The following is a 16,471-nucleotide window of genomic DNA, read 5'->3' on the forward strand; positions in this document are numbered from 1 at the left end:
GAGGTTTTTTTGTTTTAGCAAAAGTTTCCAGGGCGAGAAGTCTATCCCGATCTTTTATCGGGAAGCCCGGTCTTCCACCCTTAAAGTAAAAACCTCGCATTAACGTGTGAGGGTTTTTTTGTGTACAATTTTAGCCGGGGCGAGATTGTCTATCCCGCAACATAATAGCAATAAAAATATAAAGCGGAAACTCGGCCTTAGACCTCAGTTATTAAATCGCTTGAGTTTTTTAATCTCTACTAAAGCCACATCTTATCCATTATCTTAAATAAGTTATTTTGTTTAAGCGGAAACCTGTTGCTCCCCCTTATTTCCTCTAATTTTTCACATAAATTATTGATTCACAATTGAATGTATCTTTTCCTAGGTTGACCGGGATTCACATATTCTTAACGCTATATTATAAAAGTCTTAAGAAATACTTATTAGGTGGCATAACTTACAATGTCAGGTTTCATCCCAATCTGGCGGAATTGGTATTTTACAATTCGATAACTTTAAATATTAGTATTCCATTAATTGAGCGTGCTTATGTGCTTATCAAGGATTACTAGCAGTTGATCGAAATAAATATTGTTTGTAGCAACTTTTAATACTAAAACTTTAATTTAGATACATTTTGAGAAACATCTACTTTATACTTACTCTATTCATATTTTTCACCCCATTTATTACATGGGGGCAGATGGCCAGTGACTCCACCCTAGTTCCGGCAGCCTGTTATAATTTTGTAGATGATTTTGAAAATGATAATGGAACTACTAATTGCAATGAACCTGATTCTGATCCTGATACATGTATAGAAGCTTTGGAGCCTAATGGAGGTACGGGGATATTTATCGAAGCAGAAGAATTATGTTTGAATGGTAACAACAAACACTACCAAATGACTTCTGACCAAGGGTTGGATGTAGATAATGGCAGTTTATTATCAACAGATACTTATACTATTGAATTATTATTTAGAGTAGACAATATACCGCCTGAGAATGATGATGGTAGAATTTTTATCATGAATTTCTTTAATCAGAATAAAGCCGGGTTATTTATTAGTCCTGAAGGTTATTTATGCTTTTACCCAAATAGTGGCACTCCTACTTGCGGCCCTGATTTGGTGTCTCCTGACTACCCGGATATTTTACCAAGTGATTGGATCAACATTGCAGTTAGTTTTGAAAATAATCAATTGATTGTATACTTAAATGGAGAAGAACAGTTCAGTCTTAATGGAAATGAATTCAGATTACAAAACCAGACTTCCTATTTTGTCCCATCTAATAGTTTGAATGATAATCCAGTTGCAGATATCACAGTGGATTATATTCGTTATTTTGATGAAGTGTTAGATGCCACCTCAATCGAATCTTTAAACATGGCAGCTGTTGCCGGTGATAATATTACAATTGATGCCTCTGCTACTGAGGGTTGCATTGGGGATGTAATACAGTTGGCGGCAACTGGTGGTGCGAGAACTTATTACATTTGGAGCACAGGTGATACAACAGAACTGGAAAACGAAACTTTTAATTACACTATTTTCCAGGAAACGGATACAATTTGGGTACAGGGATTAGCTGTTTCTCCCTGTGATAGAAAATGTTTTGATGTAGCGGACACTATTATTATTACAGGTTTTCCACTGCCTGAAATAGGTATAGTAGGGCCACTGGAATTGTGCGAAAATGAATCAGTCACCTTTAGTTCCTCGGCCGATCCTGCCAGTATCACTTCCTATGCATGGTCTACAACCGGTTCCACATCTGCCAGTTCGGGAGCCAATTCAAAAGATTACTCCGTCACTTTTGATGATGATGGCGTCTATGATGTTATACTTGATTTAACAAATGTGTATGATTGTACGATTTCAGATACTATTCAAGTTACCGTCTCAAATGTCCCCACAACCACAGTCAATGCCCCCGCCTCTACTTGCGAAGGGGATACTATAAATATTGAATACACCGGGGATGCCGGTGTGGACGCCAATTTTAACTGGAATTTTGGTGAGGGTGTTATAATCAACGAAAATGTGCCGGATAAGAATTTTGATGTGAGATGGGATTCCCTGGGTACAAAAACCATTTATCTGGAAATTGATGAAAATAATTGTTTGGTTTCAGATTCATTTACCATAGAAATAACCAAACGGCCTACCCTTATTTATTCAGCACCCGATTCCATTTGTGGGTTGGCGCCTGCAGTTATCCAATATACAGGTAATGCTGATTCCACCGCTCTATTCACCTGGGATTTTGATGGAGGAGTAAACTCCGGGGATAGTATAAATGCCTCTGTGGTGTGGGCTACTACAGGAACGAAAAACCTCAACCTCCAAATTGACCAAGGTGGATGTATCAGTGATACAACTTTTTCCATTGAGGTGTTGCCCGTACCTACTACTAGTTTCATTGCTCCTGCCAATGTATGCTCGGGTACTGCTGTTAATATACTTTATACCGGCACGGCTAGCGGGGATGCAGAACTCATCTGGAATCTTGACGGAGGAACTACTACCAATGTTAATGTACCAGACAGGGATTTTGATGTGGAATGGACCACTTTAGGCACAAAGGAGATTAGGCTAACTATTTCCCAGGATGGTTGCGATACAGACACCACTTATAACATCGCAGTGGGCAGAACCCCTAACGCTAAATTTGAGTTACCTGCTACTGCTTGTGTTGATGAACCGGTAAGGATACTTTACATCGGGGATGCCGATTTAGCATCAGGCTCTTTAAGTTTTGATTGGAATTTTGGCGGAGGAACGGCAACTCCAGTTGGTGGTGGGCAGGTAGCCTATGACGTAGTTTGGGATTCGGATGATACTAAAACGGTGACACTTGAAGTAACTGAAAATGGCTGTACAAGTGAACAATTCTCTCAGGATATTGAAATCTCTCCCAAGCCGATCATTGATTTTGACCCAGTAATTCCTACTTCTATTTGCAATGATGAGACAATTACTTTTAATTTTTCAGGTGATGCAGGGGCCAATGGGGTATTTGATTGGAATATTGGAGATGCCAGTAAGGTAAACATCGTAGATGATGAAACTGAGTTTGATTTGGAATGGGCAAGTGCCGGTTCAAAAACAGTTAGCCTTACTATTGATAATGATGGTTGCCGAATAACCCAAACTTTTGACATTGAGGTATTGACCCCTGCTAGTACTGAAGTTAATCTTGATGCATATGCCTGCGAAAATGAATTTACCCGTTTGGTGTATAATGGTACAGGTGATACCGATCCGGCCTCAGGGACTACTTTTGTCTGGCATTTCGGGGGTGCTGATGAAGTAGTGGATTTAGGAAATGAAGTATACGACCTGAAATGGGAAACCTTTGATGCTGGAACACCTGCTAATAATGTTAAAGAGATTATTCTGATTATTGACAAGGATGGTTGTGCGGTTTCGGATACTTTTGCCATAGAAGTTACTCAAAAAGCTGTTCCTGTAATCGCTGCTCCCGATGAAGCTTGTGTGAATCAGCCAATTACAGTTGAATTTTCTTCGAATTTAAGTGGTGCAGTTTTGGAATCTTTTAGTGTGGATTCTGGTGATTCTACAGCTACTGCTGACCCTGAAATCTGGCAGGTAAGCTGGGCGACAGTTGGTACAAAAACTATCTCCCTTACCTATAGTTTCAACGGCTGTGATTCAACTGTCACCCATGAGGTGGAAGTTTTTCCAATTCCCTCCGATTTAATGAGTGTTGATACGGAAATTTGCGACAATGAAACAGCGAACTTTACTTATCAGGGAAGTGGCACCCCTGATATAACATGGAATATGCCTTCTGGTGTAACCTTTAGCCAGGTAGCAGGAAATAACAGGGATATTGAAATCACTTTTCCAATTACGGGAACTACTGCCACCTATACCATTGAAGCAGAAATCAGCAATGGAACCTGTACCATATCTTTTACAGAAGATGTAATTGTTCATCCTGCACCAAATGCTACCATTCCTGATCCCGGAACTGTATGTTCATCGGATCCTGTGGTTTTTGATTTATCTGCCTATTACATCCCGGCTGCGAGCTATTCCTGGAATTGGGATGGGGGCATCGTGGAAAGCAATAGTGGAACAGGTATCTGGACAGTAAGCTGGGAGTCTGCCGATACTAAAAATATATCACTATCTGTACTCTCAGAAAATAGTTGTCTGAGTAAAGACAGCCTCAGTATTGATGTAGGTTTTACTCCTGAAATTGCATTGACAGTACCGGAGGAAGTATGTGATAACGATGACTTTATTATCTCCTACGATGGAGACATGAGTGGAGTGACCAATTTTGAGTGGACAGAAGAGGATGGAGGAAATTTCACACCTAATGGAGCCAATTCCTGGACGGTCAATTTTAGTGAGCCAGGTGTTAAAACTGTAAGCCTGCAAATAGATGGAGGCCCCGACTGTAGTGTGGATACTACTTTCAATATTATTGTTAATAGTGTTCCGGATTTTGAATTATCATCCGACAATACTTGTACAGGAGTGGTTGTTGTCGTGTCTTTTACCGGGGCATTTAGTCCGGGTATTGATACCACCTGGACTTTTCAGGATGGGATTTCACAAAAAGTGAATGATTCCACTTATGCCGTAGAGTTTATCTCATCGGGAACCAAAGACATTACTTTGAGCATGACTGGAGGTGGTTGTGGTGACCAATCATTAACAAAGCAAGTAGAAGTAATTGATGGGCCAGATTATACTGTGGATTCCAATGATGAAATTTGCCTCGATGGGGACTTTGGGATTAGTGTTTCACAAAGTGCAGAAACGGATGTTAGTATCACTAATGTAGAATTGATTCCCGCAGGGGACGGTGCATCTGTAGCTGTGGGAGGGTTATTTGTGTTAATTAACGGATGGGATTACGGAGGAGAAAAACAGGCCATACTTGAAATAACAGATAATGGTGCTTCCGGTTGTGATATTCAATATGATACGGTTAATTATATAGTCTATAACTATGTGGAGTTCGAGCTTTCCTCCGATAACGTCTGTGTGAATGAATCAGTGACTTTACGTTTGACAAGCCTTACGCCAGCTGATGCCGTATTTGATTGGAGATTTGGGGATGCAAACGTCTCTACTGTTATTGAAAATGAAGAATATCAGCTTTCATGGAATACCCCTGGTGATAGAACTGTTGGGTTGGAAATTTCAAGTTCCTGTAATGCTACTTTTAATGATATCACTATAAACGTGGGAGATCCTGCAGACCTTAGTCTGGATTTCGAGGAGGAAGTATGTGAAGGGGAGGTTGCACAGATTACTTATGATATGGGTGCATTGGATCTTACCTCTTCTGTATCCGAAGTGGAAATCAAATACCTTTCACCTCCTTTTGATTTCAGTAATGACGATCCTGCAAATGGCATTTTTGCTCCGGTGTGGAACACCGCTGGCTTAAAAACCTTTCGATTAATTGTTAATAACGGAGGTTGTATAGATTCTATCGATTATGAAATTCAAGTGAATGAGATTCCGGTGGCTTCTTTTAGCCGAAGTGACAACAGGGTTTGTGTAGGGGAAACAGTGAGTTTTGTATTTAATGGAACTTTGCCTCAAAGTTCAACGCCTAATTGGAACTTCAACATTGTGGGAGACGATTGGGCGGATATCTCAATCAATCCGGATGGTGCTAATTATGATGTGGTTTGGCAAACGCCAGGGGATAAAATCATAGAGTTAATAGTTAATAATGGAGTTTGTTCTGATACTTTAAGGCGCACAGTCCAGGTGGATCCTTTCCCTGATCTTGAAATAAATGTGCCTGCTGATATATGCGCCAACGCTCCATTTAAGGTAAGTCTTATTAATAACGGAACAGGAACACTGGCTGATTTTGAATATGACTGGAATTTTGATGGTGCAACAACTGTAAGTGATTTGGGAAACCAGGTGTATGAAATAACCTATCCTAATGAAGATTCATATACTATTTCCGTAGACATAACCAATAGCGGGGGGTGTAATAATTCTCTTTCTGAAAACGTCACTGTTAATCCATCACCCAATATAGTTTATGATGCAGGCCCGCTAAATGTATGTGTGGGGGATGATTTTACCTTTACCTATACCGGGGTGGCTGGAACGGATTATACGGGATCTGTTAGTTTGGATTTTTTACAATTGAGTGGAGGGGTTAGAACACCGGTTTCAGTTACTGAATCCACCATTACCTGGGATTCAGCTGGCACCAAAGAAGTAAGAGTAGCCATATTGGATGAGCAGGGCTGTCCTTCAGTGGCTGTTGTTCAGGTAAATGTATTGCCATTGCCAACTATGACTTATGAAGCACCCACTAATTTCTGTATAGATGAAGAATTCATTGTACGTTATACTGGTAATGCCAATCCTTTCTCGGATTCATTCACATGGACTTTCTCGGATAATGCAAATGTTACAAAAGTCAAAATTGCCGGGGAACAGGCTTATAGGGTAGAATATGCAACCGGTGGGTCAAAGACTATACAAATTGATGTAACCAATGCCAATGGTTGCGAAAATAGTGTAACAATTCCTGTGAATATATTTACCGGCCCTGATTTTGCCGGTGTGCTCACCAATGATGTTTGTGCAATAGTTGATACCCTCTTTTTTTACAGCGGAAGCCACACTATCGTAAATGTGAATCCTGGCACGGACGGAGTGTGGGATGCTGCTTTCCCTGACGAAATTAGCTGGACCAGTCCCGGAATAAAAACTTTTGCACTTACTTTATCGAATGGTGACTGTGAGATAACCCGGAATTTTGAGGTTGAAGTATTGCCAACACCTTTAGGCGAAATTACTGTTACCCAGGGCTGTATTAACCAACCGGTAATTGTGGAGTACGGTGGTTTAGATGCTGCCAGTATTTATGCTGATTACGATTGGGGGGAAAGCTTTGATGAGGCTATTTCAGTAGTGAAATTGGCAGGACGAGAAGCCTATGAAGTAATTTGGGATGCACCCGGTATATATGAAATAGAAGTTGAGGTATTTGAAAATGGCTGTAGCAATACTATTTCATTGCTGGAAATTGAAATACAGGATGTGCCTGTAGCGGATTTTAATTTACGAGGAACCATTTGCGAGTTTACACCAGTTAATCTTTTTGTGCCTAATCCTAATAGTGATTTTGTTTATGATTGGGATTTGGATGCCGATGGAGAGGTAATAGCTGCCAATGCAGACAGTACAGAAATATCTGTAATGTGGACCAACCATGGGGATAGAAATGTTACTTTAACTGCTAGCTGGAATGGTTGTGAAACCGTTGTTCAGAAAACAATTAGAGTATTAAAAGGGCCTGATCCGTCATTTGAGGCTCCTTTCTTTTGCCTGGATGAAACAACTAATAAAGCTGAGGGGACTATTCTCTATACAGGTAATAATGACGTAAATATTGATTCTTTTGTCTGGAATTTTGATATAGATCCGGCTATAGGGGAAAGCGCTACACAGATTCCCGGTACTCAAAACTATGATGTGGTCTACACTACTCCCGGCAGAAAGATTATTAGCCTGACCGTTACCAATGCCCAATGTGGAAGCAGAACCTTCATTGATACCGCCTATGTCAACAATTTTGCAGAGTTTTCCTATGAAATTGAAAATGACCAATTCTGTGAGGGAGCTACTGTTTTATTTATTTTTACCGGAACAGCAGAGGATGATGCCGTATTTGATTGGAACTTTTCTGACGTTGCAGGCGATGAGGTAATCCCAATAGTAGAGGATTCCATTTATCAGGTAATCTATAATTCTACAGGGCCAAAGACTATTTCTTTAACTATAGAGGGGGTTAACTGTAGTGATTCTTATTTTGAGGACAACTTTGTAGTGGCGGAAATACCGGAGTCGGACTTCACTCTTAGTTCCACTGAAAATTGTTCCGGGGACTTAACCACTATTACTTTTACAGGTAGCGCTACTTCAACTGCTGATTGGATCTGGGATTTTGCTGATGGTATAGCCAACCCAGTAGGAGATGAGGTTTATGAAGTCAGTTGGCCTACTCCGGGGCAAAAAGTAATTAGTTTGTTTATTGCTGATGGAGGATGTCTTTCAGACACTACTTACCAAACGGTGGATGTTTATGATAATTCTGCCACTACTTTAATGATTGATACAGAGCTGTGTATTGATTCCATAGGTTATGTGAGCGTAAATCCTGATTTTTTTGAACCTGATGCCACCTGGAGCTGGGAATTCAATGATGCGAATGTATTAAGTACCAATTCAGATTCTACAGAATTCACCGTAAGCTGGTCTACTAAAGGCACTAAAAGCATTCAGTTCTCGGTTTTTGGGAATTTATGCGAAGATACTGATACCACAGTAACTATTAATGTTGGGGAAATCATTCCTTTTGAAGTTTCTGCTGATACAAAAATCTGCTCAAATGATAGTGCCAGGATTGTATTTAACCTGCCCATGGTGAACGGCCGAACACTTGAATGGGATTTTGATAATCCTTCAGTGGTCAATAAAATCAGCAATAACAGGGAAGACTACTATGTAACATGGGATAATGTTGGAATCAAAAATGTGAAAGTCACCATTAACAATGGAGGTTGTATTCGTGACAGTACATTCCAGGTAGAAGTAACCCAGTTGCCTACAGCTACTTATCAAGCCGATGACTATTATTGCCAAGGCGATTTGTTTAGTGTGTCTCCTGACTGGAATCTTTCAGCTTTCAGCATTATAGAATGGACCTATAATTATAATGGAGAAGTAGGTTCATCAACTAACCCCAATTTCCAATTGCCTCTAATTGATAGTGGTACTGTGGAAGTGACATTAAGGGTATTTGAAAGAGGATGTCAGGATATTTATACCAGAACATTTCAGGTCAGGGAAACACCTTATGCAGCAATTGATGCTCCGGATTTCGTCTGTTTGGAAGGAGATGCAATTGTAAGATTAGCCGGTGAGCTATTGCCGGATGTCACCTATGATTGGGGATTTGGTGGCGCCAGTGAAATTGGTAATTTGGGAAATGAAACCTATAATTTAGGATGGAATTCAGGAGGCGATAAAACTATCTGGTTAGTGTCCTATTTCAATGGCTGTCCTTCTGATACCGCTTATCATACCCTCAATGTGTTTAGTATTGATAACCTGGAGGTTTCCTATGATACCATTTGCCAGCACCAAACAGTGATGGTAAACTTTATTGAAGAATCAGTAGATGCTGTAGGGTACAGATGGGATTTTGGAGATGCGGAAGTGCTTTCCGGCTCAGGATTGGGGCCATACGAACTTTTCTGGGAAGAAGCCGGAGAGAAAACGGTTACCTTGAATATCGATGGGTTTATATGTAATACTGAACAATTAGTACAAAATGTTTTTGTGGAACCTTCTGTTTTTTCTTCTATCAATATTGATATTCCTGATTTGGTCTGTCGAAATACAGATATTTCGGTGAGTTTGGCTCTCACCAATGAGGGTGATAATCCTCAATTTGAATGGTTTCTCAATGGCAGTTCTATAGGAGGTTACTTTGATAGTACCTTAGTTGCCAATAATGATGTTATCCGTGCAAGAATGCTGTCCAATAATGCTTGTGCAGTTAATAGCTCAGTATTTTCTAATGAGGTAATTGCACAAATTGCTAATTTCAGGTATACAGGAAATACTTATGCAATTCCTAAGCCCATCTGTATTGGCGATACTGCTACATTAAGCCTTGATGCAGGTGCTTATACCATTCTGGATTGGGAGGAAAGCGAGGATATGAATGAGTGGACCAGCCTGAATAGCAATGATGTGAACAAGAAAGTGTCCCCTTCAGTTGATAAATATTACAGAGCTGTAATTGTAGATTTACAAGGAGTATGCGTACAAAGCACTCCTCCTACAGAAGTGAGAGTGGTTCCTTATAACCCTATTGAAGCAGGAGAGAATCTGACCATTAGGCAGGGCGATTCCCGTATTCTGGAAGCTACCAGAGGCTCTGATTTTATCTGGCAAAATGAGGTGAGTATTGATGGAGATGTACGGAATTCCAGGGTAAGGGTGAGGCCAAATACCACTACTACCTATCGTGTGGATGGACTAACCCGGGATGGTTGTCCGGATACCGATTCGGTTACTGTAATTGTGCTGCCCCCTATTGATTTCACGAATGTAATTACACCGAATGGAGATGGTATAAATGATTTATGGGAGATTGATAAAATTGAAGAATATCCTGAAGCTGAGGTTTTCATCTACGATAGGTGGGGCAAAAAGCTCTTCACCTCCAAAGGTTATAAAAATCCATGGGACGGAAAATTTAACGGACAGCTGCTTGCACCAGGCGTTTATTATTTCGTCCTCGATTTAAAGGACGGATACGAACCCTACACAGGCTCTATAACCATTTTATATTAGGTTTATGAAAAAAGTAATTTACATATTGCTGTTTTTGTGCTGTTGGGGGAATTATGATATAATTGCTCAGCAACGACCTCAGTATACCCAATATATGACCAATCAGTTAATGATCAATCCTGCGGTGGTAGGTTCGCAGAATCTGGAGGAAATAAAAATAGGAGGACGTATCCAGTGGATAGGTTTTGAAAGTGCACCACAAACCTATTTTGCATCATATAATACGCCTTTTAAAAAGGTACCCTGGGAAAATAGCACTATTAGGAAAGGACATCATGGTTTGGGAGCTGTGCTTGTTAAAGACATAACCGGGCCGGTAAGTCAAACCAGTGCTCAGGCCAATTATGCTTATCATCATCCGTTTACCAATAATCTGAATGGAGCCGTTGGAGCGTCAGTAGGAATCATGCAACACACTATTGATATGAATCAATTGAATTTCAAAAATGCGAATGATCCCATCATTGATAGATTGTTGACTAATCAAATTCTTCCTGATGCATCTGTAGGAATTTGGCTTTACAGCAGTAAGTTTTATTTTGGCGCATCTGTTACACAAATCATCAATAGTACTTCGCTATTTTTGCCTACAGGAGAGAGGCAGGTGGAAACATTTGATTTAAGTGCGCATTATTTCGCCAACTTTGGTTATAAGTTTAATATAGGGAATCCGCAGGAAAAGTGGTTCATTGTGCCATCAGTACTTTTTAAATCAGTAAGGCCCTCTTCAGGTCATTTTGATTTAAATGTAATGGCTCAGAAAAGTGATGCCTTTTGGTTTGGAGTATCTTTCAGACAGGATGATAGTTTCAGTAGTTTGGTTGGTTTCTCTGCAGGTGATCCATTTAGTTTTACCTATTCCTATGATTACATCATCTCCAGTATTGGCCCTTATACAGGAGGTAGTCATGAGCTGACTATGTCTTTTAAATACAAAAGAAAACAAAAGAAAATCTACTGTCCCGAATCCTTTTGGCATTAAATGATGGGGGTAAAAAACCAGAAGGTACAGCACTAGAGTTGTTGAACCTTCTGATAGTTTTTTCTTTTGATCAAATTTAAATTAGCTTATAAATGGTAGAGCAACCTTTCCTTAAGCACTCATTAATTATTCTACCACTTCTGCATAAGCATTGCTCTGAAAATATTCATTCAATTCTTCCAGTGTTCGTTCATTTACTGAAAGGTCTTTGATGATTTCTCCTTTTTCCAATGCTACAATTCTCTCACTAATCTCAGTTACATGGTTAAGGTCATGACTTGAAATGAGGAATGTAACATTCTTGTCTTTTTTATACTGTGCTATAATCTTCTTTAACCGAATCTGAGAAGTAGGATCCAGGTTTTCGAAAGGTTCATCCAATAAAACAATATTTGGGCTTCCAATTAGAGCGGCTGTTACACCGAGCTTTTTCTTATTTCCTTTTGAAAGATCCCGGATGTATTTCTTATGGCCAAATATTTCATCATTAAAAAGTTCTTTAAATTGTTGAAGAAAAGTTTCTAAGTCAACTTTTGACAAAGCATACACCTCTGCCAGGAAATCGAAATATTCTTCGGGTGTAAGATAGCCGATGAGGAATTTCTCGTCAATAAATGAACCTGTAAACTTTTTCCAGTCTTCAGTTTTGCTCACATCCTGATTGTCAATAGTTACAGAACCTTCTGTAGCTCTTATAAGATCTAAAATGATCCTGAAAAGAGTGGTTTTTCCAGCTCCATTATTCCCTATAAGCCCGAATGATTGGCCTTGAGGAATTTCCAAGGCCGGAATGTTCAGAACTGTATTTTCTTTATAGGTCTTCTTTAAATTGGATATCGATAGCATAATTTATAAAGTTAACTGGTGAATTAATCTGTATTTTTCTTCGCTCAATTTTTGAGCGATTTTTTTGAGGAAATAATCTTTGAAAATATAGCCTAGTATACCGGCAACGGCTACAGCAATTACGCCTTCGTTATGTCCTAAAAGGTAATAAGTGGGAGTGTAGAATACAAAAGGTCCCAAAAACAAAGGCAAACCCATTACCCATTGTGCTGCACCGGTACCCTGGTAATTCATAAAAGCACCTTTGTTCAGGTCGATCGGCTTTGGCCCCCATAGTGAGAGGCGCATCATTAAGGGTATGTTAATACCTGCATTATATAAGCTTCCCGCAAGAATTACTGCCAAAGCTTCCCATCCAAAATACACATAAGGAATGGATAAAATAGTGGCTAAAACAACCGATGACATCACTAATTTATAACGTGCTTTAATCCATGTTTCAATTCCTAAAGGTCTGGTGAAGAAGAAGTCCATTTGGTTGGTGTTCCAGCTCCAGAGGAATTGGCCATAGTTTATTGAAAACAGCCCACTCATAAAAATCCCAACAAAAACAAAAAGCCCTTTAGAGTCCTGATATTCATCTCTTCCAAAAAACATTAAGCCATAGGCTAAGAAGAAGATGGAAAGAAATAGAACAGAACGGGTGCGCTTATGGCGGAAAATCATTTTTATTTCCTGAAGAATAATAGCACCTGATATGCCACTATTTCCCAGGAAACTTAACCTGTCCGAGTAATTTTCAACATTGTCATTACTTTTTTCACCGATTTCTTCCAGGTAAAGGTTTTGAGTAATGAATTTGTAGTTAATTATATAGAGTACAATGGAGGCAATAAGAGGGATTAATAATAATACAGGAATTTCAATAGTAGCAATTAAGGCATTTGCCAGAGGAGCCAGGAAATCAAATGAAGTGTACAGACTTAATAAATAATTACCGCCTGCAATCCCTAAAATCAATATCCAAACCCAAATCATATTTTCAAGCTTCTTCTTGAAGAGAATATTGAAGAAATGGATGATAATGGAAGTAAAGAAAATACTGGCCACCCATGCTATGGCAGGGAATGTGCCATATTCCGGGCTCACAATAGACACTGCAAAAGGAACAACCAGAATGAGAGAAATAAGATTAAACACACTTAGAAGTGATTTGCCTAGCAGGAAGCCCGCAATTTTACCACGTGTAATAGGTAGGTTCAGATAGGGTTCTACATCCATCACAGGAATTTTTTGCAAGAAATATCGGAGAAATAATTCTAGAAAGAAATAGTAGATCAGCGCTTTATTAAAAAATAAAAATGGATTATCTGCAGCAGCAGGAAGGTCTTCAATAATAAAAGGCAAAGCAAAAGAAAGACTTATCAAAGAGGCTAAAACAATAATAGCTAATATTATAATCAGAATAGTAAGCCCCAATTCCCTTCCAAAACTACCGGATCTGGTAAATTGATACCATTGATGGCGAAGTAGGTGTTTTATCATGTTTTTTTAAGTATGAGATTTCTAAAATATATAGCCCATTAGGCTCTATTTACATTAGTGTCATGAAAATGTTTTTTATTACAAAAATTTAAAATAAATATTCAGAAAGTAATAAAAATATTCACAAGCGAGGAAGTGAAAATAAAATTCGGCTTTTAAAGAAATAAAGGCTTATCAAATTTGAGGAAATATAGGTCAGGCTGGAAATACCTGACCCATATATTATTATTTATTCTGCCGCACTTCCACTAATTGTTTGTCCGAAGAAAATACTATTCATCATCAATCTTTTTGTACCATACCAGAACGCACGAAAGTTGGTATTATCAGTAAATGAAATTACTTTTCCTGAACCTACTTTGCTAATGGATACTGCACTGGTTTCACTCAATTTAGCAGCGTTTTCTTTTGAGATATAGCCACTCATTAGAGGAGATTTGGTATATCGAACCGGATTGGCATAGGCATTTTTTGATTTCTCCATAAACAAGGTGCTATTTCTGAAAATAGGCATTTTACTTTTTTTCAAACCGTAGGCAATAGGATGGCTTAGATCTAATTCCACTTCAAAGATAGCGCCTCCAATTACCTGCGCTCCCCTATTATTGCTTAAATCCTCATATGCTTCATAACCAATACTATCAGGCTTGTTTTCAGCAAATTTTACTTTAGTGAGTTTCTGATCCGACAACCATTTGGCAGCATTTTTATAGGCAATGATAGTGCCTCCTGATTGTAGCCACTGCTGAATCTTGCTTTTTTGGCTTCCGATGCTTCCATAGCCCCATCCATGTGGTAAAATAAGGACATTGTATCTGTTTAAATCAACCCTGTTAAAATTATTGATGTCAATTTTAGTCATAGGTATTTCATAATGCTGATCCATTAAAAACCAGATTTCACCTGCATCATATGGGCTGATGCCATCACCAATTAGCATAGCAATTTTTGGTTGTTTCAAATGCTCAAATGAAGGACTTCCTAAATTGATACCGCCTGTGTTACCACTTTTGACAGCATACAAATTTACTCCTGAGTTGACAATGGCCTGTTCTAAAATCCTGTATAGTTGATCGCTCGGTTTCTCCTGTTGCTTCACTGTTATTAGAATAGTGCCAATAGGAAGTGTTTTGCCATCTTTCATCACAATTTCCTTGGTGCTCACCTGCGTTTTGATACCTTCTTTCTGAATTATGTGTAATACTTTTGGGGCATAGAAATCATTCCATTCCATTAAATAAGCATACTCGCTTTTACCACCTATTATACTTCCCTGTGGTTTTTGAAGAGGATCAAATTTTTCACCTATTAAGGAACTATTAAATGCTTTTTTGTCAAGTCCTTTGTAATCAAGGTTAAAAGCCATTCCCATGTTAAAAGCTGAAACATCATAAAAAAGGCTGTCAGTAAAACTTGTTCTTACATCAAAAATGGCTTTGATCAATTGACTCTGGTATTGGTTGGCAGGAATGATCAAACTTTTTTCGGCTTCAAATCCATTGGAGTTTTTGGCCAATTGATACACCTCAATTTCATGCCTGTTCAGCATTTCTGCAAATTGATAAAGTTTAGAAAGGTCATGATCAGAAACCAGCCATGCTTGTTCAGTGGCATTAACAGCTGATTGGGAAGCATTTTGATAAAACTCTCTTTGAAAATCAAGTAGCTCTTCACGCATTTCATAAGCTGCTTGCAATGTGCTTAATGAAGTAGTGAATTGGTTTTTGATAGTAAAGGGAAATTCCAAAATACCATTTACACTTTCCTGTGCATGTCCCCTGGAACTTGCCTGCTCAAATAAAATCCCGATAGCGCCCTGTACATCAGGAAATGTGGAACCCTTGCCATAGTAAAAATCGTCAAAGCTTTCCTTGCTGTAGTACATAGATCCAATTGCATCCAGATATTTTGCATGGTACTGGCCAATTTTCCCGGTTAAATCCTGATTTTTTTGTGGAGTAATAGGATGTGTACGTTCAGGAATACCCGGCTGAAAAAAGAAGCTGCTGTTGGTGCCCATTTCATGATGGTCAGTTAAGATGTTTGGCTTCCATGCATGAAACTGCTTCACTCTGTTTTGAGATTCCTGCAACTGTGCTGGTAACCAGTCACGGTTCATATCGAACCAGTAATGATTGGTACGTCCACCCGGCCATGCTTCATTAAATTCCCTGTCGTTGGGATCTGTAACAGGATTTTCACTTTTATGCATATTTACCCAGGTAGCGAATCGGTTTAAACCATCTGGATTAAATGCCGGATCCAATAAAATCACTACGTTTTTGAGTTTATCTTCTATGTCTGCCCCTTGTCCAGCTGCCAAATAATAGGCAGTAAGCATAGAAGCATTACTTCCACTTGGCTCATTGCCATGAATACTAAATCCCATCCATACTACAGAAGGCATGTTTTGAATATCCAAAGCGGAAGATTCATTGGGATTGGTAAGTTTCTTGTGTTCCCTTTTAATTTGTTCAATATTATTCTGGTTATCAGGATGTGTGATAGTCAAAAGTAATTGAGGTCTCCCTTCGTAGGTTTTACCTGTTTCAATAATTTGAACCCTGTCCGATGAGGCTGCAAGAGTTTGCATATAATACACTAATTTATCATGGGTGACATGCCATTCTCCTACTTCATGCCCAATTACAGAAGCCGGAGTAGGTATAGATGGATTATACGAAATGCTGTCCGGAAGATAATAGTTTAATGGGGTTTGTGCGTTTGCTATTGCCTGGCTCAACAGGAGAATAAAGGATAGAAGTATTGATTTCATAGAATTG

Annotated in this window: 5 protein-coding genes; 2 read left to right on the forward strand and 3 right to left on the reverse strand. The window is 39.1% G+C overall.

Annotated features, from left to right (window positions below):
- Nucleotides 1–619: 619 nt before the first annotated feature.
- On the forward strand, nucleotides 620–10,375 hold the full coding sequence (locus JKA74_RS16230) for a T9SS type B sorting domain-containing protein (RefSeq protein WP_201432278.1): 9,756 nt from the start codon (nucleotides 620–622) through the stop codon (nucleotides 10,373–10,375).
- A 4-nt stretch (nucleotides 10,376–10,379) separates the two neighbouring features.
- A complete protein-coding gene (locus JKA74_RS16235) occupies nucleotides 10,380–11,357 on the forward strand; it encodes a PorP/SprF family type IX secretion system membrane protein (protein ID WP_201432279.1) in 978 nt (325 codons plus the stop codon).
- 126 nt (nucleotides 11,358–11,483) lie between these two features.
- Here JKA74_RS16235 and JKA74_RS16240 read toward each other — a convergent pair whose 3' ends face one another.
- The 3 genes from JKA74_RS16240 to JKA74_RS16250 all read right to left on the reverse strand — a co-directional run bounded on the left by JKA74_RS16240 (nucleotide 11,484) and on the right by JKA74_RS16250 (nucleotide 16,464).
- Nucleotides 11,484–12,203 (reverse strand): ABC transporter ATP-binding protein, encoded by a 720-nt coding sequence (locus tag JKA74_RS16240; protein ID WP_201432280.1) that lies wholly within the window; start codon nucleotides 12,201–12,203, stop codon nucleotides 11,484–11,486.
- Nucleotides 12,204–12,206: 3 nt separating this feature from the next.
- Nucleotides 12,207–13,688, reverse strand: a complete 1,482-nt coding sequence (locus JKA74_RS16245; protein ID WP_201432281.1) for a DUF5687 family protein — start codon at nucleotides 13,686–13,688, stop codon at nucleotides 12,207–12,209.
- A 229-nt stretch (nucleotides 13,689–13,917) separates the two neighbouring features.
- Nucleotides 13,918–16,464, reverse strand: a complete 2,547-nt coding sequence (locus JKA74_RS16250; protein ID WP_201432282.1) for a M14 family metallopeptidase — start codon at nucleotides 16,462–16,464, stop codon at nucleotides 13,918–13,920.
- Nucleotides 16,465–16,471: the final 7 nt, after the last annotated feature.

The sequence above is a fragment of the Marivirga aurantiaca genome (genome assembly GCF_016679925.1).
Classification (GTDB): Bacteria; Bacteroidota; Bacteroidia; order Cytophagales; family Cyclobacteriaceae; genus Marivirga; species Marivirga aurantiaca.